The 22,783-nt window shown below is 66.5% G+C and carries 28 protein-coding genes; 5 read left to right on the top strand and 23 right to left on the bottom strand.

Translation table 11 applies throughout. From position 1 onward, the window contains the following. The 4 genes from rbfA to AC56LK_RS05780 all read left to right on the top strand — a co-directional run bounded on the left by rbfA (window position 1) and on the right by AC56LK_RS05780 (window position 4,217). Window positions 1-408 (top strand): 30S ribosome-binding factor RbfA, encoded by a 408-nt coding sequence (gene rbfA / locus AC56LK_RS05795; protein WP_436107223.1) that lies wholly within the window; start codon window positions 1-3, stop codon window positions 406-408. Continuing rightward, window positions 405-1,325 carry a tRNA pseudouridine(55) synthase TruB gene (gene truB / locus AC56LK_RS05790; protein ID WP_497183620.1) on the top strand — a complete coding sequence of 307 codons (921 nt, stop codon included), beginning with the start codon at window positions 405-407 and terminating at the stop codon, window positions 1,323-1,325. The genes rbfA and truB overlap by 4 nt, the downstream gene beginning before the upstream one ends. 285 nt (window positions 1,326-1,610) lie before the next feature. Further along, complete coding sequence (gene typA / locus AC56LK_RS05785; RefSeq protein WP_497183619.1) at window positions 1,611-3,443, top strand: translational GTPase TypA; 1,833 nt, start codon at window positions 1,611-1,613, stop codon at window positions 3,441-3,443. 255 nt (window positions 3,444-3,698) lie between these two features. After that, window positions 3,699-4,217 (top strand): porin family protein, encoded by a 519-nt coding sequence (locus AC56LK_RS05780; protein WP_497183618.1) that lies wholly within the window; start codon window positions 3,699-3,701, stop codon window positions 4,215-4,217. Between the two features lie 65 nt (window positions 4,218-4,282). On the opposite strand, the gene AC56LK_RS05775 is transcribed toward AC56LK_RS05780, so the two are convergent. The 12 genes from AC56LK_RS05775 to flgB all read right to left on the bottom strand — a co-directional run bounded on the left by AC56LK_RS05775 (window position 4,283) and on the right by flgB (window position 14,068). Further along, window positions 4,283-5,308, bottom strand: coding sequence for a hypothetical protein (locus AC56LK_RS05775; protein ID WP_497183617.1), 1,026 nt, complete (start codon window positions 5,306-5,308; stop codon window positions 4,283-4,285). A gap of 6 nt (window positions 5,309-5,314) precedes the next feature. Further along, on the bottom strand, window positions 5,315-6,226 hold the full coding sequence (flgL, locus tag AC56LK_RS05770) for a flagellar hook-associated protein FlgL (protein WP_497183616.1): 912 nt from the start codon (window positions 6,224-6,226) through the stop codon (window positions 5,315-5,317). Window positions 6,227-6,236: 10 nt separating this feature from the next. Next, window positions 6,237-7,610: a flagellar hook-associated protein FlgK gene (gene flgK / locus AC56LK_RS05765; protein ID WP_497183615.1), complete on the bottom strand. Its 1,374-nt coding sequence runs from the start codon at window positions 7,608-7,610 to the stop codon at window positions 6,237-6,239. A 61-nt stretch (window positions 7,611-7,671) separates the two neighbouring features. Continuing rightward, entirely contained in the window at window positions 7,672-8,028 is a 357-nt protein-coding gene (locus AC56LK_RS05760) for a rod-binding protein (protein WP_497183614.1), read from the bottom strand. Then, on the bottom strand, window positions 8,028-9,152 hold the full coding sequence (locus tag AC56LK_RS05755; RefSeq protein ID WP_497183613.1) for a flagellar basal body P-ring protein FlgI: 1,125 nt from the start codon (window positions 9,150-9,152) through the stop codon (window positions 8,028-8,030). Before AC56LK_RS05755 ends, AC56LK_RS05760 begins: the two co-directional genes overlap by 1 nt. Window positions 9,153-9,159: 7 nt before the next feature. Next, window positions 9,160-9,813, bottom strand: coding sequence for a flagellar basal body L-ring protein FlgH (flgH, locus tag AC56LK_RS05750; RefSeq protein WP_497183612.1), 654 nt, complete (start codon window positions 9,811-9,813; stop codon window positions 9,160-9,162). Window positions 9,814-9,816: 3 nt separating this feature from the next. After that, a complete protein-coding gene (flgG, locus tag AC56LK_RS05745) occupies window positions 9,817-10,602 on the bottom strand; it encodes a flagellar basal-body rod protein FlgG (RefSeq protein WP_436107213.1) in 786 nt (261 codons plus the stop codon). A gap of 27 nt (window positions 10,603-10,629) precedes the next feature. Beyond that, complete coding sequence (locus AC56LK_RS05740; protein WP_497183611.1) at window positions 10,630-11,358, bottom strand: flagellar basal body rod protein FlgF; 729 nt, start codon at window positions 11,356-11,358, stop codon at window positions 10,630-10,632. Between the two features lie 8 nt (window positions 11,359-11,366). Continuing rightward, a complete protein-coding gene (locus AC56LK_RS05735) occupies window positions 11,367-12,554 on the bottom strand; it encodes a flagellar hook-basal body complex protein (RefSeq protein ID WP_497183610.1) in 1,188 nt (395 codons plus the stop codon). Window positions 12,555-12,565: 11 nt separating this feature from the next. Continuing rightward, the gene (locus AC56LK_RS05730; RefSeq protein ID WP_497183609.1) at window positions 12,566-13,285 is read right to left on the bottom strand and encodes a flagellar hook capping FlgD N-terminal domain-containing protein; all 720 of its coding nucleotides are present in this window, start codon (window positions 13,283-13,285) and stop codon (window positions 12,566-12,568) included. Window positions 13,286-13,289: 4 nt separating this feature from the next. Further along, entirely contained in the window at window positions 13,290-13,694 is a 405-nt protein-coding gene (gene flgC / locus AC56LK_RS05725) for a flagellar basal body rod protein FlgC (RefSeq protein WP_497183608.1), read from the bottom strand. Between the two features lie 14 nt (window positions 13,695-13,708). Beyond that, the gene (gene flgB / locus AC56LK_RS05720; protein WP_497183607.1) at window positions 13,709-14,068 is read right to left on the bottom strand and encodes a flagellar basal body rod protein FlgB; all 360 of its coding nucleotides are present in this window, start codon (window positions 14,066-14,068) and stop codon (window positions 13,709-13,711) included. Between the two features lie 218 nt (window positions 14,069-14,286). On the opposite strand from flgB, the gene flgA reads away from it, so the two are divergent. Then, complete coding sequence (gene flgA / locus AC56LK_RS05715; RefSeq protein WP_497183606.1) at window positions 14,287-14,868, top strand: flagellar basal body P-ring formation chaperone FlgA; 582 nt, start codon at window positions 14,287-14,289, stop codon at window positions 14,866-14,868. On the opposite strand, the gene AC56LK_RS05710 is transcribed toward flgA, so the two are convergent. Genes AC56LK_RS05710 through fliD form a run of 11 tightly spaced genes read right to left on the bottom strand, consistent with a single transcriptional unit; the run spans window position 14,865 to window position 22,783 of the window. Then, a complete protein-coding gene (locus AC56LK_RS05710; RefSeq protein ID WP_497183605.1) occupies window positions 14,865-15,620 on the bottom strand; it encodes a glycoside hydrolase family 73 protein in 756 nt (251 codons plus the stop codon). The two genes, flgA and AC56LK_RS05710, sit on opposite strands and share 4 nt — an antisense overlap. Continuing rightward, window positions 15,607-16,035 (bottom strand): flagellar export chaperone FlgN, encoded by a 429-nt coding sequence (gene flgN / locus AC56LK_RS05705; protein WP_497183604.1) that lies wholly within the window; start codon window positions 16,033-16,035, stop codon window positions 15,607-15,609. The genes AC56LK_RS05710 and flgN overlap by 14 nt, the downstream gene beginning before the upstream one ends. Further along, complete coding sequence (gene flgM / locus AC56LK_RS05700; RefSeq protein ID WP_497183603.1) at window positions 16,032-16,307, bottom strand: flagellar biosynthesis anti-sigma factor FlgM; 276 nt, start codon at window positions 16,305-16,307, stop codon at window positions 16,032-16,034. The genes flgN and flgM overlap by 4 nt, the downstream gene beginning before the upstream one ends. A gap of 40 nt (window positions 16,308-16,347) precedes the next feature. Continuing rightward, entirely contained in the window at window positions 16,348-17,289 is a 942-nt protein-coding gene (locus AC56LK_RS05695) for a flagellar motor protein MotB (RefSeq protein WP_497183602.1), read from the bottom strand. Between the two features lie 2 nt (window positions 17,290-17,291). Further along, window positions 17,292-18,203 carry a flagellar motor stator protein MotA gene (gene motA / locus AC56LK_RS05690; protein ID WP_497183601.1) on the bottom strand — a complete coding sequence of 304 codons (912 nt, stop codon included), beginning with the start codon at window positions 18,201-18,203 and terminating at the stop codon, window positions 17,292-17,294. Window positions 18,204-18,238: 35 nt separating this feature from the next. Next, a complete protein-coding gene (locus tag AC56LK_RS05685) occupies window positions 18,239-18,979 on the bottom strand; it encodes a FliA/WhiG family RNA polymerase sigma factor (protein ID WP_497183600.1) in 741 nt (246 codons plus the stop codon). Window positions 18,980-19,000: 21 nt separating this feature from the next. Then, window positions 19,001-19,483 (bottom strand): flagellar basal body-associated FliL family protein, encoded by a 483-nt coding sequence (locus AC56LK_RS05680; RefSeq protein ID WP_497183599.1) that lies wholly within the window; start codon window positions 19,481-19,483, stop codon window positions 19,001-19,003. A 10-nt stretch (window positions 19,484-19,493) separates the two neighbouring features. Then, complete coding sequence (locus AC56LK_RS05675; protein ID WP_497183598.1) at window positions 19,494-20,651, bottom strand: flagellar hook-length control protein FliK; 1,158 nt, start codon at window positions 20,649-20,651, stop codon at window positions 19,494-19,496. 8 nt (window positions 20,652-20,659) lie between these two features. Beyond that, complete coding sequence (locus AC56LK_RS05670) at window positions 20,660-20,977, bottom strand: hypothetical protein (protein ID WP_497183597.1); 318 nt, start codon at window positions 20,975-20,977, stop codon at window positions 20,660-20,662. Then, window positions 20,970-21,359 carry a flagellar export chaperone FliS gene (gene fliS, locus AC56LK_RS05665; protein WP_497183596.1) on the bottom strand — a complete coding sequence of 130 codons (390 nt, stop codon included), beginning with the start codon at window positions 21,357-21,359 and terminating at the stop codon, window positions 20,970-20,972. The genes AC56LK_RS05670 and fliS overlap by 8 nt, the downstream gene beginning before the upstream one ends. A gap of 23 nt (window positions 21,360-21,382) precedes the next feature. Next, window positions 21,383-22,783, bottom strand: coding sequence for a flagellar filament capping protein FliD (gene fliD, locus AC56LK_RS05660; RefSeq protein ID WP_497183595.1), 1,401 nt, complete (start codon window positions 22,781-22,783; stop codon window positions 21,383-21,385).

Below are 22,783 nucleotides of genomic sequence, written 5' to 3'. Positions count from 1 at the left end.
ATGGCAAAACACAGCAAAAGCATCCCCCAGCGCGGCCTGCGCGTCGCCGACCAGATCCAGAAAGACCTGTCGGAACTGATCGCCTTCGAACTCAAGGATCCGCGCGTCGGCATGGTCACCATCAGCGAAGTCAAGCTGACGCCCGACTACGCCCACGCCAAGGTCTACTTCACCCTGCTGAAGGACAGCCCGGAAGAGGTCAAGCAGACCCTCGAAGGCCTGTCGAAAGCGGCCGGCTACCTGCGCAACCTGCTCGGCAAGCGCCTGCACATCCATACGCTGCCGCAGCTGCACTTCGTGCACGACACCTCGACCACCCGCGGCCTAGCCATGTCGGCCCTGATCGACCAGGCCAATGCGGTACGCGCCGCCGATTTCGGCCAGGACGAAGATTCGGATTCCGAGTGAACGCACGTCCGCCCAAGAAGCCGCGCGACCCGGTCGATGGCGTCCTCCTGCTCGACAAGCCGGTCGGCCTGTCCTCGAACGACGCCCTGCTCAAGGCCAAGCGCGTACTGAACGCCAAGAAGGCCGGCCACACCGGCACCCTCGATCCCTTTGCCACCGGCCTGCTGCCGCTGTGCTTCGGCGAGGCGACCAAGTTCTCACAGGACCTGCTGGAAGCCGACAAGACCTATGAGGCCACGGTCCACCTCGGCATCATGACCAACACCGGCGACACCGAAGGGGAGGTGGTCGAGCAGCGCGAGGTCGATGTCACGCGCGAGCAGATCGAAGCCGCGCTGGCGCGCTTCCGCGGCCCCATCCTCCAGGTCCCGCCCATGTATTCCGCGCTCAAGCGCGACGGCAAGGCGCTGTACGAGTATGCGCGCGAAGGCATCGTGCTCGAGCGCGAAGCGCGCCCGGTGACGATCCACGGCCTGTCGCTGGTCGACTACACGGCGCCGTATCTGAAGATCCTGGTGACCTGCAGCAAGGGTACTTATGTGCGCGTGCTGGGCGAGGACATCGGCGCCGCGCTCGGCTGCGGCGCGCACCTGAATGCGCTGCGCCGCGTGCAGGTGGGAGCGCTCTCGACCGAGCGCATGATCTCGCTGGAAGACCTGCAGGCCCATGCCGACCCGTTCTCGCTGCTGGCCCCGGTCGACGCCCTGCTGTCGAGCTTCCCGTCGGTCGAGCTCACGCCCGAGCTGGCGAAGCGCTTCCTGAACGGCCAGCGCCTGGCGCTCGGCAAGGAAACCGTGCAGGTGCCGGTCGAGTTGGGCCGGGTGCGGGTCTACCATGAGGGCAAGCTGCTCGGCACGGCGAACCTGCAGGAATACGCCATTCTGGCGCCGGAGCGCCTGATCGCTGCCCAGCAATAAACAATCGCTTCCACCGGCCTTGAAAACCCGCGGAGCGTCCCCATCTCGCCTGGGTCCGGAAGTGGCAGCCACTGGCTGCCCGGCGGCGTCCGGACCGTCATCAACCTTCAATATTCCGCCGCTATACTGGGCGCGCCCGGCTGTTCGTCGAAATACCTGGCCTTTCCCTCCCGCTGCAGCGCAGCAAGGGCGATAACCGTGCTATAGTAGCGGGTTACGGAAATCGGCAAGTTCAATCGACCTCGCTGCCTTCATCCATCACGCAACATTCACTGTTGAAAATACATGTCAGACACCAAACGCGCGATTCGTAATATCGCAATCATCGCCCACGTTGACCACGGCAAGACCACCCTGGTGGACCAGCTGCTGCGCCAATCCGGCACCTTCCGTGAAAACCAGGCGGTGGACACCCGCGTGATGGACTCGAACGACCTCGAAAAAGAACGTGGCATCACGATTCTGTCGAAGAACTGCGCGGTCGAGTACGAAGGCACCCACATCAACATCGTCGACACCCCGGGCCACGCCGACTTCGGCGGTGAGGTCGAGCGCGTGCTGTCGATGGTGGACTCGGTGCTGCTGCTGGTCGATGCCCAGGAAGGCCCGATGCCGCAGACCCGCTTCGTGACCCGCAAGGCGCTGGCCCTGGGCCTGAAGCCGATCGTCGTGGTCAACAAGGTCGACCGTCCGGGCGCGCGCCCGGACTGGGCGATCAACCAGACCTTCGAACTGTTCGACAAGCTCGGTGCGAACGACGAGCAGCTGGACTTCCCGATCGTCTACGCCTCGGGCCTGAACGGCTATGCCGGCATGGACGAGAGCGTGCGCAGTGGCGACATGAAGCCACTGTTCGATGCCATCCTGAAATACGTGCCGGTTCGTGACGACAACCCGGACGGCCCGCTGCAGATGCAGATCACCTCGCTGGACTACTCGTCCTACGTGGGCAAGATCGGCATTGGCCGCGTTAACCGCGGCCGCGTCAAGACCGGCCAGGACGTCGTGATCCTGAACGGCCCTGATTCGACCCCGATCAAGGGCCGCATCAACCAGGTGCTGAACTTCAAGGGCCTGGAGCGCGTGCTGGTCGACGAAGCCGTCGCCGGCGACATCTGCCTGATCAACGGTATCGAAGACATCGGCATCGGTTCGACCGTCTGCGCCGTGGATACCCCGGAAGCCCTGCCGATGCTGACCGTCGACGAGCCGACCCTGACCATGAACTTCATGGTCAACAGCTCGCCGCTGGCCGGCCGCGAAGGCAAGTTCGTCACCAGCCGCCAGCTGCGCGAGCGTCTCGAGCGCGAGCTGAAGGCCAACGTGGCGCTGCGCGTCTCGCCGACCGACGACGACACCGTGTTCGAAGTGTCGGGCCGCGGCGAGCTGCACCTAACCATCCTGCTGGAAAATATGCGCAGGGAGGGCTTTGAGCTCGCGGTGTCGCGTCCGCGCGTCGTGTACAAGATGGTCGATGGCGTGCGCCATGAGCCCTACGAGAACCTCACCGTCGACGTCGAAGAAGTCAACCAGGGCGGTGTCATGGAAGAGCTGGGCCGCCGCCGCGGCGACCTGCAGAACATGGAATCGGACGGCAAGGGCCGCGTGCGCCTCGAGTACCTGATCCCGGCGCGTGGCCTGATCGGCTTCCAGGGCGAATTCATGACCCTGACCCGCGGTACCGGCCTGATGAGCCACGTGTTCCATGAATACGCACCGGTCGACAACAGCAAGGGTGAAATGGCCGGCCGCCGCAACGGCGTGCTGATCTCGCAGGACGACGGCGCCGCCGTGGCCTACGCGATCTGGAAGCTGCAGGACCGCGGCCGCATGTTCGTGTCGCACAACGACCCCGTGTACGAAGGCATGATCATCGGCATCCACTCGCGCGACAACGACCTGGTCGTCAACCCGATCAAGGGCAAGCAGCTGACCAACGTGCGTTCGTCGGGTACCGACGAAGCCGTGCGCCTGGTGCCGCCGATCCAGATGTCGCTGGAATACGCCGTCGAATTCATCGAGGACGACGAGCTGGTCGAGATCACGCCGAAGTCGATCCGCCTGCGCAAGCGCTTCCTGAAGGAACACGAGCGCAAGAAGGCATCGCGCGAAGCGTAATCGCTTCATGAGGGGGCGAAAAACCCGCTGCTTGCAGCGGGTTTTTTTATTTCCGGAAGTATCGTTGCGCCCGTCACACTCTTGCCTATCGTCGGTCATCTGGCGAACATAAGTGCAGATCTGGTCTTCATTTTGCATCTTGTTACAGTTCTTACCAGGTTTCCACTGGGATCGACCGGCAAGGTTTGCTATTGTGACTACATCGCGATTCGTTGTGAATTGCGGGCCAGATGAAGATTATTGAAGGGAGTTCGCATGAAAAAGCTGATGATTGCACTGATCGCCACCGCCGCCGTTGCAGGCACCGCCCAAGCCCAGACCGCCGGTCGCGGCTATGTCGGCGCCGCCGCCGTGAGCGCGAAGAACACGACCGTCGACGCCCACAAGGCTGACGGCAAGCTGTTCGCCGGCTACCAGTTCGACGAGCGGGTCGGTGTCGAGGCCGGCTGGACCAACCACCACAAGACCGATTTCGGCGTGCGCGGCAGCACCGAAGGCTATGGCACCTATGTAGCCGCCAAGTACACGCTGCCGATCAACGAGCAGGTGTCGGCCTACGGCAAGGTGGGTCTGTCGCACAACGAGCGCAAGCTCAGCAACGACCTGGGCCAGCGCTTCAAGGATGACGATACCGGCGGCTACGGCGGCGTGGGCGTCGAGTACAAGCTGAACCAGAATGTGGCGCTGCAGGCGGAGTATGAGCGCTACGGCAAGAGCAAGGCCTATGGCGCCAAGCCGGACGTCGTCAGCGTGGGTCTGAAATACGGCTTCTAAACCGCACACGCAATAAAAAAGCTCCCACCGCGCACGGCGCGGTGGGAGCTTTTTTCATGAAGGGATCAGCGCAGCCCGAGCAGGGCCTGCACGCGGTCGCGGCTGACGCCGACCAGTGCCGAGGTGATGGCCAGCAGGGATTGATAGTCGTGGCCGGCAGCCGTGGAGGCGAAGTCGCCGGTGACGACTGCCAGTTCTGCTTCCGGCAGCGGTGCGTCCGGCGTACGCACCATGGCGGCGCTCAGCGCGGCACTGGCCGCTTCCTGCGCGCGGCGCACGCGGGCCAGGGCCTGCACCACTTCGCGCAGGCTCTGGCGCAGGGCGTCAGGGTTACCGATATTCCATTGTTCAGGCGCAAGGCCGGCCGGTTCTTCCACGACGTCCACGCGGCCGCGGCCCGAGATCGCGATGGCATCCTTCATGCCGGTCCACTCGGCTTCCGGCGCGCTGAACACCAGTTGCTGCTGGTTATCGAGCGCGACGCGGACTTTCACCGGCGATAAGGTTCGGTCGAGGCGCGCGGCGATTTCTTCCGGCGTCATGCCCGCTTCGATGGTGGCGGTCAGCTGCGGTCCGCCGCTGCTGCCGACCGAGAAGGCATAGGTCTGCTGGCCTGCGGACTGCAGCGCGGCCAGGTCGAAACCGCGGATGCGGAAGCGCGTCATGGCCGGCTGGCCGTCGCTGAAGCCGAGTTGGGCATCGACGCCGCCGCCGGACTGCTTGCGGCGCGCTTCCAGTGTGCTGGCGAGTTGCTGCGAACGGGCTTCGATCTGGCGCGCCGGGTCGCTGCGGCCGGTGATCTTGGCGCTCAGGTCGGCCTTCAGCGCTTCGAGTTGCGAGGCGACGCGTTCCAGGTAGTCGATCGCCTGTTGTGCACGTGCGACATCACCCTGCAGGCGGGTGTCCCACTTGATGCCGCGCTGGAGCGGGGCGGTAGCGGGGGCGACCTGGGTGACGACGCGGCTGTCGGGGTCGAGCGGCTTGACCGCGGTGGCGCGCGCTGTGGCGGTCGAGGCCGCAGCAGCGGCATTGCCGACCGAGGAATTGGCCGGCGAGGCCGACGAGTTGTTCAAACGAAGGGCTGCGTCCATAAGGAATTACAACACAGAGAACAGGGACAGGGTGCCGATGCGGCTGTAGGCTTTGTACGTGGCCTGCAGGGCGGTCGAATACCCGTTGAGCGAGGTCGCCGCTTCGCCGACGTCGAGGGTGCCGATGTCGGTGATCGCCATCTTGTTGGACAGGCTGACGTTGGCATGGTTGGCGTCCAGGGTCTTCATGATGTTCTGCGAGCCGCCCAGCGTCGCTACCTTGCTGGTCACCAGGTTCAGTGCGTCGTCGAAGCCGCCCAGGGCGCTCGTCAGCACCGAACGCACGGCCGGATCGTTCGCCGACACGCCGGGCGTCTTCAGGGTCGTGATGGCCTGCTCGAGGTGGTTCAGCAGTTTTTCGATGCCTTGCAGGTTCTGGTTGCCGGCCTGGGTGATGCCATTGCCGATGACCACATTCTGCGAATTCGTGTTGCCGACGTAAGTGTAGCGCGAACCGAGGGCGGCGAGCGGGTTATACGCGATCGGCGCGGTCTTGGTCAGCGTCCCCGAGAAATTGTAGTTGCCTTCGGTGTCGATCGAGTTGGCGTTGTACAGCAGACTATCGCGTAGCGCCTCGAGCGGCGTGATCATCGCCTTCAGGTCGTCCGGCGCGTTACCGCCGTCCAGCGCCCAGACCAGCAGGTCGCGGCCCGGGATGATTTCGTCCGACATATTCTGCAGGTAACCTTCGGCCTTGGTCAGGCGGATCTTGATCGAGCCGATGTTGTCGCGGTACTGCTGCACGGTCGCTTCCTCGCGCGCCAGGCGTGCCAGGCGCACGCTGTCGACCGGGTCGTCCGACGGCACCAGGATGCGCTTGTTGGCCGCCATCTGCTGGGTCAGGTGGGTGATGCGCTCCTGGTTGTTCTGGAGCGACTGGTTCATTGTCGATTGGTACTGGGTGGTTGCGATACGCATGGTGATTCCTTTAGCCCATCATCGCCAACGTGGCGTCGAACAGCTGGTTGGCGACAGCAATCACTTTCATGTTCGCCTGGTACATGTTCTGGTACTCGACCAGGTTGACCGCTTCCTCGTCCTGGTTCACGCCGCTGGTCGACTGCCAGTCGTCCACCGACTGGGTGCGCACGGTCTGGGTGGTCTTCAGGGCGGCCTTGTTGAGTGCACTGTCGACGCCGAGCTTGCCGACGATCTGGGCGTCGGCATCGCTCAGCAGCACGTTGCCGATGGTGCCGACCGTGATCGGCTGGCTCTTGATGGCGACCAGTTTTTGCAGGTTGCCGGTATCGCCCGGGGCGCCGTCGGCGGAGAACGCCAGGTCGCCGGCCACGAAACCGGTGCTGAGCTTGAGCATGTCGGCATTGCTGCCCGGCGTGTAGACGAACAGCGGGGTGCCGGCCGTGCCGTCCGGCTTGAAGCCGAGTGACAGCTGGCTATTGACCTTGCTTGCAATCTGCGAGGCGATGTCGGCGATGTCCTTTTGCAGCGGCACCAGCTTTTCGGTTTCGTATCGAGTGAGGCCGCCCAGCTGGCCGCCGAGCTTGCCGGCGTCGAGGACGTAGGTGGTGCCGGCGAAGCTCAGCGAGAATTCCTGCGGCGAGGTCGCGGTCGGCGCCGCCTTGAGCGTGCCGTGCATGCTGCCCAGTACCAGCGACTGGCCGGTCTTGAGCGAGACGTCGCGGGTGCCGTCGGCATTGTCCGAGACTTCCAGCGCCATCTTGTTGGCCAGGTCGTCGATGGCCTGGTCGCGCGCGTCGATCATGGCCGATGCGCTCAGGCCGCCGGCCTGGGCTTCGCTGATCTGCTGGTTGAGCTTGGCGATGGAGGCGATCTGGGCGTTGGCCGAATCGACGATCGCGCCGCGCTGGTTGCGCACCGACTGCAGCTGGGAATTGAACACGTTGTTCAGGCCGTTGAAACGTTCCGACATCAGGCCGGCCGAGGTCAGCACCTGCTGGCGCAGCGGGGTCGAGCCCGGGTCGCCGGCGACCGCGTTGAGGGCGCCGAAGAACTGGTCGATGCCGGCCGACAGGCTGGCGGTGTCGTCGCCCATCACGTTCTCGAGCTGGCTCAGGTAGGGTTGGGTCTGCGAATGCGCACCCAGGTCCGAGGCGGCGCGCCACATGGCCTGGCTCTTGTAGCCGTCCGAGAAGCGCAGCAGGGCCGAGACCTGCACGCCGTGGCCGCTCGACTGCGGATTCCCCTGCGGGCCGACAGCCGCGAGCAGGGCGGCCTGGCGGGTATAGCCCTTGGTCTGCAGGTTGGCGATGTTCTGGCTGCTTGCGGTCAGCGCCACCTGAGCGGCAAGCGCGCCCGACAGTGCGTTATTGATGATGGCCATGGTGCGGATTCTTCCTCGAGCGGGGGTACACCTTGATAAGGCGACCGTTTATTGCTGCTTATTAAGCTTTTTCTTCAGGCTTAAGGGCGGGCCTGGCGGCGGGGACCAGCTGGCGCAAAATCGCGTCGGCGATGCCGAAGGCGCGGTTGCCGGCCATGTTCCCGGCCAGCAAGTCGTCGGCCATGTCCTGCATGTCCTGGTTGACGCGGTTGTTGAAGACGCTGTCCTCGGTGGCCATGGCGCGGGTCGAGGAGCGCATTTCCTTCAGCATGTGCGAAATGAAGAAGCGTTCGAACTCGACCGCGGCCTTGGTGGCCTTGGCGACGTAAACCGGGTCCGGCTGGTCCGCGGCAGGCGCCACGGCCGGGGCCTCGGTGCCGGCCGACAGCGGGATCGGCTGGTTCTGGTCGATCTTCATCAGATCACCACCAGTTCGCCTTCGATCGCGCCGGCCTGGTCGAGCGCCTGCAGGATCGCCATGATGTCGTCGGGCGAGGCGCCCAGGCTGTTGACCACGTCGATGATGGTCTGCAGTTTGGCACCGGCCGGCCAGTTGAACATCTGGCCCGAGCCCTGGTCCACCGACAGCTTCGATTCCGGCGTCACCGCGGTCTGGCCGCGCGAGAACGGGCCCGGCTGCGAAACGCGCGCGCTTTCCGAAATGACCACCTTGAGCGAGCCGTGGGTGACGGCGGCGGCCTTCACGCGCAGGCCGTCGGCGATGACCACGGTGCCGGTGCGCGAGTTGAACACCACCTTCGGGACCTCGACGCCGGCTTCGATGCGCAGGTTGTTCAGCTTGGCCATGAAGGCCACGCGCTCGGTCGGGTTGCTCGGGGCGACCACTTCGACGCTGGTACCGTCGGCGGTGGTGGCGATCGGGCCGTACTGCTTGTTGATCGCGTTGACCACGTTGGTGGCGGTCTCGAAGTGCGGCTGGCGCAGGCGCAGCATGACTTGCGGACGGGTCGCGAAGTCGGTGGCGATCTCGCGCTCGACCATGGCGCCGTTCGGGATGCGCCCGGTGGTCGGGGTGTTGACCGTCACCGAGGAACCGCTTTTACCCGTCGCGTTCAGGCCGCCGACCACCAGGTTGCCCTGGGCCAGCGCATAGATTTCATTGTCGGCCGCGCGCAATTGCGTCAGCAGCAGGGTGCCGCCGCGCAGGCTTTTCGCGTCGCCCAGCGACGAGACGGTGACGTCGATCGCCTGGCCGCGGCGGTAGCCCGGCGGGAACACCGCCGACACCATGACGGCGGCGACGTTCTTGTTCTTGGCGTCTTCGCCTTCCGGCAGGCGCACGCCGAACTGCTTGAGCATGTTGACCACCGACTGGCTGGCGTACTTGACCTGGGTCGAGTCGCCGCTGCCGTTCAGGCCGACGACGAGGCCGTAGCCGACCAGCGGGTTTTCACGCACGCCTTCGACGCTGACCAGGTTGCGCAGCGCCTGCGCCGCATGGGCGGGAAGGGCGCCGGCGCCGAGCACGGCGGCGCACAACATGATTCGAAAAGCGCGCGAGGCGCGGAAAATTTGAATCATGTTGTCCTCAGAACGGCATCAGGGGGCTGTTGAAGAAGCGGGTCAGCCAGCCGGGCTGGTTGGCATCGGCCAGGGCGCCCTTGCCCGAATAGGCGATGCGGGCGTTGGCCACGCGCAGCGAGGACACCTGGTTGTCGTTGTCGATGTCCTGGGCGCGGATGAAGCCCTTCAGGCGCACGAATTCCTCGCCCTGGTTCAGGGTCAGGTTCTTTTCGCCGGCCACGCGCAGCAAGCCGTTCGGCAGGACTTCCTGCACGATCACGGTCAGCGCGCCCGACAGGGCGTTCTGCTGGGTGCTGGTGGCGTCGCCTTCGAACTCGCGGTCGGCCGAGATGTCGATCGCGGTCTTGCCGAAGGTCTTGCCGAGGGCCGCGATCGGCGACACGCCGGCCGAGGAGCTCTTCGAGAAGCTGGTGCCGGCGCGCTTGCTGGCCTGGGTGGTTTCCTGGAGGATTACGGTGACCGCGTCGCCCACGCGGTAGGCACGGCTGTCCGAGGTCAGCGACACGGCTTCACCCGTGAAGACGCCGCCCGAGACGCCGCGCGACGCCGTGCGTGCCATCGGCACGAAATCGTCGTCGTCGTTCATGACCTGGCGCGGCGGCGCGGACGCGCAGCCGGTCAGGACGATGGCGCACAGCGCCGCGGTAACAAGTTTCATTATTTAGCGTGCCGCCTGTGCCAGGTACTGGAGCATGTTGTCGGCAGCCGACAGCACCTTGGTGTTCATTTCGTAGGTGCGCTGTGCGGCGATCATGTCGACCATTTCTTCGACCACCTGCACGTTCGAGCCTTCCAGCGCGCCCTGCTTGAGCTTGCCGAAAGCGCCGTCGCCCGGACGGCCTTCGTTGGCGGTGCCCGAGGCGGCGGTTTCCTGGAACAGGTTCTCGCCCAGTGCCAGCAGGCCGGCCGGGTTGACGAAGCTGGTGAGCGTGAGCTGGCCGAGTTCGGTCGGGGTGGTGGAACCGGCGACGGTGGCCGAGACCATGCCGTTCTCGCCGATGGTGATCGCGGTGGCGTTCTGCGGCACGGTGATCTGCGGCACCAGCGGCAGGCCCTGGGCATTGGTCAGGGTGCCGTTCGAATCCACCTGCAGCTGGCCGGCGCGGGTGAAGGCCGGTTCGCCGTTCGGGCGGCGCACCTGCAGGAAGCCGGCGCCGTTGATGGCGACGTCCAGCGGCTGGCTGGTGGTCTGCATGCTGCCGTTGGTGAAGACCTTCTGGGTGCCGACGATGCGGGTACCGTTGCCGAGCTGGACGCCGTTGGAGACGGTGTTGTCCGCGCTCTGGGCGCCCGGCTGGGCGTCGACCTGGTAGAACAGGTCTTCGAACACGACGCGGTCGCGCTTGAAGCCGACGGTGTTGACGTTGGCCAGGTTGTTGGCGATCGCCTGCAGCTTCGCATCCTGTGCCTGCACGCCGGTCTTGCTGATCCACATTGCTGGATTCATGGGTACTCCTTAAATGTTTGGCAGCGCTTATGCGCCGATCAGGCGGTTGCCCACTTCATTCATGCTGTCGCTGGCCTTGAACAGCTTCATCTGGATCTCGAAGCTGCGGTTCAGGCTCATCACGGCGACCATCTCTTCCACCGCCGACACGTTGCTGCCCTCGAGGGCGCGGCCGCGCACGGTGACGTTCGGGTCCGCCTCGAGCGGATCGCCGGCACGCGACACGATCAGGCCGGCTTCGTTCTTGGTCAGTTCCGCGCCTTCGGCGTTCACCAGGCGCAGCTTGTCGACCGCCTGCATGGTGGTCGCGCCTTCGGTCAGCACGGAAATGGTGCCGTCGGTGCCGATCTCGACCGCCTGGTGCGGCGGCAGCACGATCGCCCCGCCTTCGCCCATCAGCGGGTGGCCGTGCACCGACAGGGCGCCGTTGGCGTCGATGTCGATGGCGCCGGCGCGGGTATAGGCTTCGCCGTCGCCGTACTGGACCGCCAGGTAGCCGTTGCCGTTGATGGCGACGTCGAGCGGGCGGCCGGTCTCGCGTACCGCGCCGGCGCGGGTCGAGATGGTGTCGGCCTCGGTTTTGGCCAGGTGCGCGCTGTCGTAGCCGTAGCCGTTCTGCAAGGCCTGGGTCGCGGCCACTTCGAGGTTGGCGCGGAAGCCCGCGGTCTCGATGTTGGCCAGGTTGTTGGCGTGCACCTGTTGCGCACGCATGCTGCGCTCGGCGCCGCTGACGGCGGTGAAGATCAGTTTATCCATGGCTCAGCTTACAGGGCCTGCATCAGGGCCTGCATCATCTGGTTCTCGGCGGTGATCACCTTCGAGTTGGCCTGGTAGTTGCGCTGCGAGGTCATCAGGCCGACCAGTTCCGAGGTGATGTCCACGTTCGAGCCTTCCAGGGTGCCCTTGGACAGCTTGCCCGCCAGGCCCACGCCCGGGGTGCTGTACAGCGGCGCGCCGGAGCCGTTGTTGGCGGCCCAGCTGGTGTCGCTGGTCTGCACCAGGCTGCCTTCGTCCGGGAAGGTGGCGATCGCCAGGGTGCCGACCACCTGCTGCTGTTCGTTGCTGTACTTGGCCACGACCGAGCCGTCTTCGGCCAGTTCCACGCCCACGAAGGCGCCCGAGGCATAGCCGTCGCTGCGGTTGGTGGTGGTGGTGGCTTCGCCGGCGAACTGGGTGGAGCCGGTGTAGTCGATGACGAAGTCGAGCGCGTCGGCGCCGCCGGTGGCCGGCAGGGTCAGGGTGCCGCTCTTGGTGGCCGGGGGCAGCTGGCCGGCGCTGTTGAAGCTCAGGGCGGTGGCGGTCGCGATCGGCGCGCCGCCGTCGAAGGCGTAGCGCACGCTCACGGCGTTTGCGCCGGTCTTGATGAAGTACTGCGACACGGTGTGCTGGGTGCCGAGCGAGTCGTACAGCACCGATTGCTTGACCATGTTGTAGCTGGTGGCGTCGGCCGGATTGAAGGTGGTCGTGGTCGGCACGGTCCAGTCGGCGGACAGGTTGCCCACGAAGGCGACGCCGGTGCTTTCCTTGGCCGGGATCTGGCCGGTCGGGATCTTGATGTCGCCCATCACGCCGAGGGTGCCGCCCACGCTCGGGCCGTAGCCCTGCACGTTACGGCCGGCGGCGTCGACCAGGTAGCCTTCCTTGTTGGCATTGAAGATGCCGACGCGGGTGTACTGCATCACGCCTTGCGCATCGCGGCTGGTGAAGAAGCCGCGGCCCTGGAGGGCGGCGTCGAGGTTGCGGCCGGTGGTGACCAGGCTGCCGTTCTGGCCGATGTTCTGGGTCAGCGAACCGATTTCGACGCCGTTGGCCTGCTCGCCGGCATACACCGAGGCGAAGTTGGCGCGGCTGCTCTTGAAGCCATAGGTGCCGGAGTTGGCGATGTTGTTCGAAACGGCTTCCAGCTGCTCGTTGATGGCCTGGATGCCGGACAGTGCGATATTGAAGCTCATGAGAATTCCTTTCAGTTATCCGTGGCGGCCAGGGCCTGTGCCTTGCCGTTGAAGCCGCTGCCGTTAAAGCCGACTATGCTCGATGGATCGACTTCGCCGATGCCCGCGACCTGCAGCAGGATGCCGCCGGTGGCCGACATGCGTACGCTGTCGAGGCGGCCCGTGACTTCGACCGCGGGTTTGGTGCCGTCCGATGCTTCGGCACTGATGCTGTAGTTGCCCGGCGCCAGGCCGAGGGCGGCCGGGTCGATCGTGAAGGGCAGGGCGCCGGCGCCGTGCGGGGGCAGGCTGATGCGGTGCTGCTGGCCGTCGACCCCGGTCAGGACGAGGTTGGTGGCGCTGTTGGCGCCGGTGAGCTGCACGTTGCCGCGGATCTTGTCGTCGCCGAGGCGTACGCGGCCGGTCTCGACCGAGACTTCGCTGCCGACCTGGGCACCCATCGCCAGGACCTGCAGGCTTTGCAGCACGCTGGCGCTGGCGCTGGTGGTCTGGGCCAGCTGCTGCAGCGCCTCGGTCTGCGACAGCTGCGACAGCTGGTTGACGAACTGGCTCGGGTCCGAGGGCGCGAGCGGGTCCTGGTTGCGGATCTGGGCGACCAGCAGCTTGGTGAACATGTCCTTGTTCTGGCTGGTGGTGACGCCGGTCGAGTTGGTGGCAACTGAGTTGTCGCTGGCCGGGGTGCTGGAAGCCGGGAAGCCGAAGCCGTTGCCGGTAGAGGTGGTCGTGGTCATCGGATCAGCCTTCGCCCATCTTCAGCAGCGACTGCTGCATGTTCTTGATACGGCCCATGACTTCGACATTGGTCTCGAAGGCGCGCGAGGCGGCCATCATGTCGGCCATCTCGGCCACTTCGTTGACGTTGGCGTAATAGACCATGCCGTCGGCGTCCGCCACCGGATTGTCGGGTTCGTACATCTTGCGCAACGGCTCGCTCGACTGGACCACGTCCAGCACCTGCACGCGGGCGCCGCCGTCTTCACCCATCACCGAGGCGAACACCGGCTTGCGGGCGCGGTAGCCTTCGGCTTCGGAGCCGGACACGGCATTGGCATTGGCCAGGTTGCTGGCGATCGTGTTCAGGCGCACGGTCTGGGCCGCCATGGCCGAACCGGCGATATTCGAAATGTCTTTGAAACCCATGTCTTGGCGTCCTGTTATTGACCGTTGATTGCTTTGGCCAGGCCGCGCAACTTCATATTGATGAAGGTCAGGCTGGTCTGGAAGTCGGAAGCGTTCTGCGAGAACGCGGCCTGCTCGACGCCGATCTCGACGGTGTTGCCGTCGGCACTGGGGTGGAAGGGCACGCGGTACAGCGGGCCGTCGGAGGACAGGGTGGCTTCCCCGGCCTCGGCATCGATCTGCTCCTGCAGGGCCGATGCGAAGTCGATGTCGCGCGCGGTGTAGCCGGGCGTGCTTTCATTGGCGATATTGGCGGCGAGCACGCGGGTGCGCTCCGCGCGTACCTGCAGCGCGTCGGCATGCACGCCGAGGGCGTCCTTGAAATTAATCGTCATTTCGATCCTCTGTCGGTGACCTGCAATTGTTTCTGTACAATGGCCGCTTACTTGTTTCAATCGCGACCCTCTATTTAACAATGATTGCTTTCCGTAGGGCAACCATCGTCATTGTATCCTGTCTTTTCTGCGCCACAAGCGCGGCGGCGCAATCTATTTCTTTAAAGATTGAACAAGCTGCGCGTGGACAGATCGACAAGCAACTGCTAAGCAGCGGCTTGTCGGAACCGGAAGTCGCGCTCACCGTCGTCTCCACCCGTCCGGCGCCGCCCTGCAATGCGCCGGTCGAGATCGAGGCCCTCGATACCCGCCAGTACGCCCGCATGCGCTTCGTTGCCCGCTGTCCCGACGCCAGGGGCTGGCGCCACGACTTCGTGGTGCGCGCCCGCGTGACGGCCCAGGTTGCCGTCACCGCCATGCCGCTCAAGGCTGGCGAGGCGCTGACCGAGGAACACATCACGCTCGAACGCCGCGACGTCACCCTGATCGGCGACGCCATCGGTGCGCCCGAGCTGGCCATCGGCCAGACCAGCCGGCGCAGCCTGCGCGCCGGCGAAGTGCTGCGCAGCGGCGGCTTGAGCGCGCCGCTCATGGTCAAGCGCGGCGACCAGGTCCTGATGGTGGCGCGCCATGAAGGCATCGAGGTGAGCATGGCGGGCGAGGCGCTGGACGCCGGCGCCCAGGGCGCCGTGGTCCGGGTGCGCAATACCGGGAGCGGGCAGGTGGTGCGGATGCGCGTGGCCGGCGCCGGCACCGTCGAGCCGATCGATCTTCCCCAAGGAGTCAGCCGCCGGCATTAGCCTTCGGTGCGCTGTAACTTGGTCGCCAGGCGCTCCAGCTTGGCCGCATAGGACGGATCGGTCGCATAGCCGCCCCGGGCCAGGCCCTGGGCGAAGGCGCGCGCGTCGCTGCCGACGCCCAGCGCACCCTTGTAGCGCGGGTTTTCGACCAGCATCCGGGCATAGTCCTTGAACGCGGCGCCGGCGTCCGGGTAGGAACGGAAGCGCTCGCGGGTCTTGATCGCCGCGCCGCCCACGTATTCGGTGGTCGCCGATTCGCTCACGGCGCCATCCCAGCCGCCCCCGGCCTTGATGCCGAACAGGTTGTGGCTCGAGGCGCCGTTGGCATTCTTCAAGGGGCGCTGGCCCCAGCCCGATTCCAGCGCGGCATGGGCCGACACCAGTTCCGGCGCCACGCCCAGCTGCTGCGCGGCCTGCTGCGCCCAGGGCGCGATACTCTCCAGGAAGGCCTGTTGCTCGGGCGTGCCGGCGGCATTGGTGGCGCCGACGCCATCCGGGCCGTCGACCTCGGTTTCGCCGCTGATCAAGCCCGCGGCACGGGCGCGCCAGATGGCGCCCTCGGCGCTCAGGGCGGCGCCGCCGCCGCTGGCCTCTCCCAGGTCGCCGTTCTGGATGTAGGTGGCCACTTCGCCCTGCACTTCGCTGAACATGTTGCCGAAGCCGGAACCGCCGCCGATGGCGGCAGTCGGGCGGGTGCCGGCGGTCGGCGCCGTCGGCGCCAGGGCAGGGGTCGAGAAATCAGCGTGGCGCATAGGTGTCGTCTTCGCCGTGCAGCACGCGCTGCATCACGGTGTACTGTTCGGCCAGCAGGCCGCCGTTGCGGTTGGTCGCCGCCTTGCAGGCCTGCACGGTGCTTTCCAGGTCGGACCAGGCCGCCGCCAGGGCGCCGCGCGCGGGCTCGGCCAGGCTGGCGATGAAGTCCGCCATGCTTGCGCCTTCGCCCAGCAGGGCGCGCACCAGCGACACGCGCTGCTGGCGCCGTGCTTCCATGGCGTCGAGCAGGGGCGTGAGTTGTTCGGCAAGCTGGGTCAGCTCGCTGCTGCGGTGGCGCAGCGCGGCATCGAACTGGCGTTCGAGCAGGGCCAGCACTTCGGCGCTGTCGCGCACGTCGGCCTGGACGCCGTCGGCAAGCAGGAGGTTGGCCTGCTGGCGAGTAAGGCGGCTCATCCGCGCCCTCCGCCGTGGAAGCGCTGGATCAGGCCGGCCAGGCGGCCCGCATCGAAGGGCAGTTCGCCCTTGGCGAGCTGGTCGCGCAGCTCGGCCACGCGGGCGGCGTCGAAGTCGGGCATGGCGCGCAGGGCCGCTGCGGCCGGCTGCAGCACGTCGGATTGCAGGGCCGGCGCGGCGGCATTCGGCGCCGCGGTTTCAGCAGGCACCTGCACGGTCACGCGTTGCGTGCCGATGCTGACGGTGGAAGTGATCGCGCCGGAAATCTTCATGCGGGGTCCTCGTTTCGATTGGATACTCATGACATTCGCCTTACTTCGTCAGCTGGCCGCGCAGCTTTTCGAGGGCGGCGTCGTCCGCCATTTCGATCGACGCCTCCTTCCCTAGCGGGATGGTGGTGCCGGGCTTGCCGAACATCGCTGCGACCAGGCGCGACTGCGTGCTCGTCAGGATCAGCAGTTCGATGCGGCGGTTCACGCCGGCCAGCGGCTGCTGCGCCTCGATCGGACCGCGATCGGCCATGCCCACCACCTGCAGCACGCTCTCGCTGCGCATGCCGCCGCCCAGCAGCTCGGCCCTGGCGGACAGCGCGCGGTCGGTCGACAGCGCCCAGTTCGAATAGCCGCCCTTGTCGGGACCGGCGAAGCGCGAGGCGTCGGTATGGCCGACGATCAGCATCTGGTTTTCCATCTGCGCGAACAGCGGGCCCATCTTGCGAAGCAGCTTCACGAAACGGCCGGTGGGCAGGGCGCTGCCGCGCATGAACATGCCCTGGTTATCGGTATCGTGCAGCATCACGCGCAGGCCCTGGGGTGTCACCACGGTGTCGAGGTTGGCGGCAAGGCCGGCTTCCCGGCTCATCTCGCCCAGCGCCTTCGACAGCGCGGCCAGTTCGGACGGCGATTCGTAGGCCACCCGCGGCTGGCTCGGCGCGCCCGGATCGTTGCTGCCCTTGCTGCCGGCGGTCGGCAGCTGGAAGCGCTCGATCATGCTGCCGCTCGGCTCGGCCGCGATCGCGGGCTTGTGGCCCATGCCCTCGAGCATACCGCTGTCGGTGGCGTCGCGCACGATTTTCTTGAGATTCTGTTGTTCGCGGGAAGCAATCAGCCACAGGACTAGAAAGAGTGCCATCAAGGCCAGGCAGAAGTCGGCAAACGCGACCTTCCAGGCGCCGCCATGCTCGTCGTGCGCATGCTTGCCGCCACCGCGCTTGACGATGGTGGCTTCGTGGTGCTTGTCTTTTTGGCTCGACACGTTTACCCCGCCATGCGGTCGCTGCCGCGGCGCCGCTTGTTCTGCGATTCATCTTCGCCGCCCATGGCATTGATCCACTGTTCAAGCTGGGCGAAGCTGGGCTTGGTGTTCAGCTGGATCAGGCGGCGGCCGGCATCGATCGCCAGCAGGGCCGGCTTGCCTGCCACGTGGGTGCACAGCACCACCTTGACGGTTTCCATGGTCGAGGCCTCGGAATTCACCGACTGCTTCATCAGGTTGGCCAGAGGTTCCAGCAGGCCGTAGCAGAAGAAGATACCGATGAAGGTGCCGACCATCGCCGCGCCGATCTTCTCGGCGATCTCGCCCGAATCCGCACCGCCCGACACCGAGAACATCGCCATCACGATGCCCAGCACCGCGGCCAGGATGCCGAAGCCCGGCATCGCTTCCGCGATCTTCTGCAGCGACTTGGCCGGCTGCGTCAGTTCTTCGTGGATGGCTTCCAGCTCCTGCTCCAGCACGCCTTCCAGCTCGTGGGCGTTGATCTTGCCCATCGCCATCAGGCGGAAGTTGTCGACGATGAAAGCCAGCAGCTTCGGTTCTTCCAGGATGCGCGGGTAGCGCTGAAACAGCGGGCTTTCCGACGGCGCCTCGACGTGGGCATCGAGGGCCTTCAGGCCGCCGGCGGCGGTCTGCAGCAGTTCGTACATCAGGAGCAGCAGCTGGCGCTGGAATTCCGAATCGTGCTTCTTGCGCGCCGCGACCTTCTTCAGCTGGTGCCCCATCTCGCCCAGCACGTGCCTCGGGTTGCCGAGCACCAGCGCGCCGAAGGCAGCCCCGCCGATGATCAGCAGTTCGATCGGGTGGAAGATCGAGGCGAAGGTGCCGCCCATCAGGGAGAAGCCCCCGAACACGGCCCCGAGCACGATCGCGATTCCGAGTAATTGCTGCATGACGTAAGCCTTTCTTGTTGCTTATTTAATGTTGGTCAGGCGCGCTGCAGCGCGGCCTTCATTTTCGCGAGGGCGCTCTTGTTGAGCTGGCAGACGCGGGCGTCCGACAGGTCCAGCACGGCAGCGATTTCCTTGTAGCTCAGCTCGAACTCGTAGATCATCTGGATCACGCGCTGTTCTTTTTCGTTCAGGCTGCCCAGCACCTGCTCCAGGCTACGGCGCACCAGGAAGGCTTCTTCCGGGCTCGGCGTGCTGTGCGCATGGTCGGTGGCTTCCTGCAGCACCTCGTCGAAGCTGAGCATCTCTTCGGCGCAGTCGTCCAGCACGTGCTGGCGGAATTCCTCGGCACTGACGCCGAGCGCGGCGGCGGCTTCCTTCTCGGTCGGCTCGCGCCCCAGCTTGCGGGTCAGCTCGCGCAGCGCATCGCGCACGCGGTGGCTGTCCTGGCGCACGGCGCGCGGACGCCAGTCCTGGCGCCGCAGTTCGTCCAGGATGGCGCCGCGCACCCGCAGGCTCGCGTAGCTGCCGAAGCCGTTGTCGGGCGTGCCGTAGCGGCGCAGGGCTTCCAGCAGTCCCATCAGGCCGATCTGTTCCATGTCCTCGCGCGACACCGCGCCGGACACCTGCGAGTTCAGCTGGCGCACGATGCGCTTGACCAGCGGCGCATAGGCCAGCAGGTGGCGCTGCTCCTCGCCCGGCGTCATCCCGGCGTTGGCAGGCGCATCGCCGTACAGGGCGGCGCCATTGGTATCGGCATAGTCGGCTAGATAGGCCACGAGGTCCCCGCTGTCCTTGACTTACTCAATGATCAGCTTGCCGATCATGACTTCGGAAAACGGACGGTCGTGGTTTTCCTTTTCATAACTGGCGTTGAAGGTCTTGTTCAGCAGCGTCGCGTACTGGTCCACGGTCATGGCGTTGGCCTCGGCCAGCGTATGGGCCGACAGCGACGACACGACGATGCTGCGCAGCAGCGGCAGGTGTTCCTTGGTTTCCTTTTCGCGCTCGGCGGTGGTGGCCAGCACCAGGTCGACCGACAGGTAGTGCGCCGCCGCCTCGTTCGGGACGCGGCGCAGCATCACGATCACCTTGTCGAGAGTGACGTACTTGGTCGGCTTCTTTTCCGGTTCCTTCTTCGGCGTCGGGGCTCCCGGCTCTTCCGCCTTGGCGCCGGCCGCATGCTGGGCGGGCGCCAGGTACCACATCGCACCGCCGGCGGCGCCGGCGGCGAGGAGGGCAACGCCGAGGAAGGCGGCGATCAGTTTGGCTTTGCTGTTCATGGCTCTATGCTCAAGCGCGTCCGTTGAGGGAGAACGCGGTAGTGGATTGGTTGGCTTCGGCCAGGGCCGCGCCCGGGGCGCGCTCGTCCTGGTCCTGGTCCTGCTGGCGGCCGCGGCCCTGGGCATCGGCGCCGAAGGCGCCGGCCTGTGCGCCGGCCTGTGCACGCGGAGTAGCCTGGCTGACGTTGACCGAGACGTCGGTGTACTGGCGCTGTGCCAGGTCGTTGCGCAGGTTGTCGCTCACGGTGTTCAGCTGGCGCAGCACTTCGCCGTGGGTGGCGGTGATGTTCACTTCCAGGCTGCCGGCCGCATGGCGGATCGAGATCTCGACCCGGCCCAGCATCGGCGGCTCGAGGCGGATCACGGCCTGCTCGGCGTTCTTGCCGAGCTGGAGGTTCAGGCGCTCGCCCAGGGCTTCCTGCAGGCTCTGGCGCCATGCGGTCGGCGGGCCGGACAGGGTCAGGGCGGCGCCGTCACGCGCGGCGCTGGCCGGTGCGGACTGGGCGGCGATGCCGAAACCGGTACTGGTGCCGCCGCTGTCGCCGGCAGGGGCCGCGGCCTGGATCTCGGTGGCGGCGCCTTCACGCGCCGGGCCTGCAGCGGCTTGCGCCACGGCGGCCGGCTGGGTCGGCTGGCTTGCCTGTGCCGCAGCACGCAGCTGCACGGCGGCGCCCTCGCTGGCCTGGACCGGCAGCGCGCCGCCTGGCAGGGCGGCCGATGCCGTGGCCTCGACCGGCAGCTCGGCGGCCGCAGTGGCTGCAGTGCTTGCGGCTGCGGTCGCGCGCTCCTGGCGTTCCGGCATGCCGGCGGCAAGGCGCATGACGGCGGGCAGGGCAGCCGGCATCGCCATCATCGACGGCATCAGCGGCATGCTCATGGCGGCCAGCAGCGGCTGACCCGCTTCAGGGGCGGCCTCGGTCTCGTCTTCCTGCGCGGCGGCGGGGGCCGGCACGGCGGCCTCGGGCGCCTCGCCCGGGACGCCGGCCAGTTCCGGCTGCGGCAGCGGCTCGGCGGGCAGCGCGGCGTCCATCTGCATGAACTGCAGGAAGGCCAGCGGCGCCTGCGCGCCCGCCTGGGCGGCGGCCAGTGCCGGATCGAGCGGCAGGCCGTCGGCGGCTGCGGCGCCGGCGACGGCGTCGCCGGAAGCCGGCAGGGATACGCTATTCATCGTGATGTTCATCGTTCGGTGTTACCAGTGTCGGGTTCGCCCGTGAGGGCATAAGCCATCCAGCCTTCCTTGTTGGCGGCCATGTCGTCCATGCGCGCCTGCAGCTGCGCGCTGGCGCTCGCGACGGCCCCGGCCGCGCCGGCGTGGGCGCCGCGCAAGCGCTCCAGCGCGGCGCGCTCGCCGGCGTTCCAGGGACCGCCGGCGGCCAGCGCCTGCAGCTGGGAGCCGAGCTCGCGCACCGCGCGGCCCAGCAGATCCCAGTCGGCGCGCGCGCCGGCGTCCTGCAGGACCCCGGCGAGGCGGTCGATGACGGGCGTCCTATCCATTGCGTTCCTGGACACCCTTCCATCCCTGGCGGATGGTGGTCAGGATGCGCACCACTTCGTCGACCATGCCCGTGTCCATCTTGATGCCGGCGCCGTGCAGGTGCTGGGCGCAGAAATCGTAGATGCGCGCCAGGTTGGCGACGGTCTCGCCGCCCTGCTCGAAATCGAGGGAGCTGGACAAGCCGTTGATGATCTCGACGCATTTTTCGATGCTGGCGGCCTTCTGTTCGTAGCGGCGCGCGCTGATGTGGGCGCGGGCGCGCGCCAGTTCGTCGAGCAGGCCGTCGGTGAGCAGCAGAACCAGCTCGACCGGCGAGGCGCGCGAGGTCTGCGCATCCAGGTTGACGGCGTGGTAGCTGCCGTAGGCTTCTTGATAGGACATGGTGGATCCCGTTGGGTGCGTGTTCAGTCGTTGTCGTTGCTGAAGATGGCATCGAACATCGACGAGTTATTGTTCATGACGCCCTGCATCGAGGCCAGGGCCGTGAATTGCTTCAGGTAGCGGTTGTAGGCCGCTTCGTGCTGCTTGTCGAGGAAGGCCTGGCGGTCGGCGAGCATGTCCTGCTTGTCGGCCGTGGCGTCCTTGCGCTTCTTGAGCTGGCCGTCGGCGCTGCTGCTCCAGCCCTTGAGGAAGGTGTCGAGCGCGCCGGCGATGCCGGTCGACGCCGGAGCGCTGCCGATGATGGTGTCGAGGCCGGTCGGCTTGAGCGCCAGCTGGCGTGTCAGGCGGTCGCTGTTCAGTTCGAGCGTGCCGTCCTTGGTCGCGATGATGCCGTACGAGGCCAGGGTGTCGCCGGTGGTCGCCGGGCGCAACAGCGACACCAGGCGGCCGTTGAGGGCGCGGATGCTGCCGTCGTGGGCAAAGGCGCCGCCGGCCGCGCTGGTGGACGGGTCGCCCGGATCGGTCAGCCTGTTCAGCACGGCCTTGAGCTTGTTGTAGGCGTCGACGAAGGCCTGCACGTTGGCGGTGGTGCCGGCATTGTCGGCACCGACCGTGATCGTCAGGGGCGCACTGCCGGTGGTGTGGGCCTTGGTGAAGCTCATCTTCACGCCGTCGATGTTGGTGAAGGTATTGGAGGCCTGGATGATCGGGGTGCCGTTCTCGGCGCCGACGTGGATCTCGGCATCCTGCGCCGCCACCAGGGTGCGTACCCGCAGCGGGTCGGCGTTGGCATCCTTGATGCTGGCCGGTCCGGTCACACCTGTCGTATCGATCGTGATCTTGGTATTGACGCCGGTGTTCTTCGCGGTCAGTACCAGTTCGCTGCTGGCGCCGGTGGTGACGATCGAGGCGGTGACCAGCGAGGTGTTGCCGGTGGCGCCGTTGATCGCCGCCGCCAGTTCGCGCGTGGACAGGGTGCCGTTGGCATCGGTGTCGGCCGAGCCGAGGTTGACGTCGATGGAGGTGACGCCGCCGGTGGGGACCGTGCCGAGGTTGACCTTCAGGGTGCCGCCCACGCCCGCGTTGTCGGTCAGGCCGGTGTAGGACACCTGGCTGGCGGTGGCCAGCTTCTTGACGAAGAAGGAGTAGGTGCCGGCGGCCGCGCTGGCGCTGGCGGTGGCGCTGCCGTAGCTGGTGTCGCTGAAGGTGGCCGCCTGCGCGTACACGCTCTTGGTCGCGCCGGTGAGGGTGGTGAGGCTGCTCTGGAATGCCAGCATCGCCGAGCTGAGCTCGTTCAGGCCCTTCAGGGTCGCCGTGGCCTGTGCGCCCTGGGCGTCGAGGATCTTCTGGCGCGCCATGACGTACTTGTCCGCCAGCGAATTCGCCGTGTTGACCGGATCATAGGTTGGTGCCGTGATTGCCAT

The organism is Telluria sp. ZB4P36 (assembly GCF_059685865.1).
The sequence above is the reverse complement of the archived record's forward strand: the minus strand, read 5'-3'. Positions and strand labels throughout refer to the sequence as shown.

Coding starts and splice junctions, on each gene's coding strand:
- rbfA (WP_436107223.1), top strand. CDS start 1: ATGGCAAAACACAGCAAAAGCATCCCCCAGCGCGGCCTGCGCGTCGCC.
- typA (WP_497183619.1), top strand. CDS start 1,611: ATGTCAGACACCAAACGCGCGATTCGTAATATCGCAATCATCGCCCAC.
- AC56LK_RS05780 (WP_497183618.1), top strand. CDS start 3,699: ATGAAAAAGCTGATGATTGCACTGATCGCCACCGCCGCCGTTGCAGGC.
- AC56LK_RS05775 (WP_497183617.1), bottom strand. CDS start 5,308: ATGGACGCAGCCCTTCGTTTGAACAACTCGTCGGCCTCGCCGGCCAAT.
- flgL (WP_497183616.1), bottom strand. CDS start 6,226: ATGCGTATCGCAACCACCCAGTACCAATCGACAATGAACCAGTCGCTC.
- flgK (WP_497183615.1), bottom strand. CDS start 7,610: ATGGCCATCATCAATAACGCACTGTCGGGCGCGCTTGCCGCTCAGGTG.
- AC56LK_RS05760 (WP_497183614.1), bottom strand. CDS start 8,028: ATGAAGATCGACCAGAACCAGCCGATCCCGCTGTCGGCCGGCACCGAG.
- AC56LK_RS05755 (WP_497183613.1), bottom strand. CDS start 9,152: ATGATTCAAATTTTCCGCGCCTCGCGCGCTTTTCGAATCATGTTGTGC.
- flgH (WP_497183612.1), bottom strand. CDS start 9,813: ATGAAACTTGTTACCGCGGCGCTGTGCGCCATCGTCCTGACCGGCTGC.
- flgG (WP_436107213.1), bottom strand. CDS start 10,602: ATGAATCCAGCAATGTGGATCAGCAAGACCGGCGTGCAGGCACAGGAT.
- AC56LK_RS05740 (WP_497183611.1), bottom strand. CDS start 11,358: ATGGATAAACTGATCTTCACCGCCGTCAGCGGCGCCGAGCGCAGCATG.
- AC56LK_RS05735 (WP_497183610.1), bottom strand. CDS start 12,554: ATGAGCTTCAATATCGCACTGTCCGGCATCCAGGCCATCAACGAGCAG.
- AC56LK_RS05730 (WP_497183609.1), bottom strand. CDS start 13,285: ATGACCACGACCACCTCTACCGGCAACGGCTTCGGCTTCCCGGCTTCC.
- flgC (WP_497183608.1), bottom strand. CDS start 13,694: ATGGGTTTCAAAGACATTTCGAATATCGCCGGTTCGGCCATGGCGGCC.
- flgB (WP_497183607.1), bottom strand. CDS start 14,068: ATGACGATTAATTTCAAGGACGCCCTCGGCGTGCATGCCGACGCGCTG.
- AC56LK_RS05710 (WP_497183605.1), bottom strand. CDS start 15,620: ATGCGCCACGCTGATTTCTCGACCCCTGCCCTGGCGCCGACGGCGCCG.
- flgN (WP_497183604.1), bottom strand. CDS start 16,035: ATGAGCCGCCTTACTCGCCAGCAGGCCAACCTCCTGCTTGCCGACGGC.
- flgM (WP_497183603.1), bottom strand. CDS start 16,307: ATGAAGATTTCCGGCGCGATCACTTCCACCGTCAGCATCGGCACGCAA.
- motA (WP_497183601.1), bottom strand. CDS start 18,203: ATGCAGCAATTACTCGGAATCGCGATCGTGCTCGGGGCCGTGTTCGGG.
- AC56LK_RS05680 (WP_497183599.1), bottom strand. CDS start 19,483: ATGAACAGCAAAGCCAAACTGATCGCCGCCTTCCTCGGCGTTGCCCTC.
- AC56LK_RS05675 (WP_497183598.1), bottom strand. CDS start 20,651: ATGAATAGCGTATCCCTGCCGGCTTCCGGCGACGCCGTCGCCGGCGCC.
- AC56LK_RS05670 (WP_497183597.1), bottom strand. CDS start 20,977: ATGGATAGGACGCCCGTCATCGACCGCCTCGCCGGGGTCCTGCAGGAC.
- fliS (WP_497183596.1), bottom strand. CDS start 21,359: ATGTCCTATCAAGAAGCCTACGGCAGCTACCACGCCGTCAACCTGGAT.
- fliD (WP_497183595.1), bottom strand. CDS start 22,783: ATGGCAATCACGGCACCAACCTATGATCCGGTCAACACGGCGAATTCG.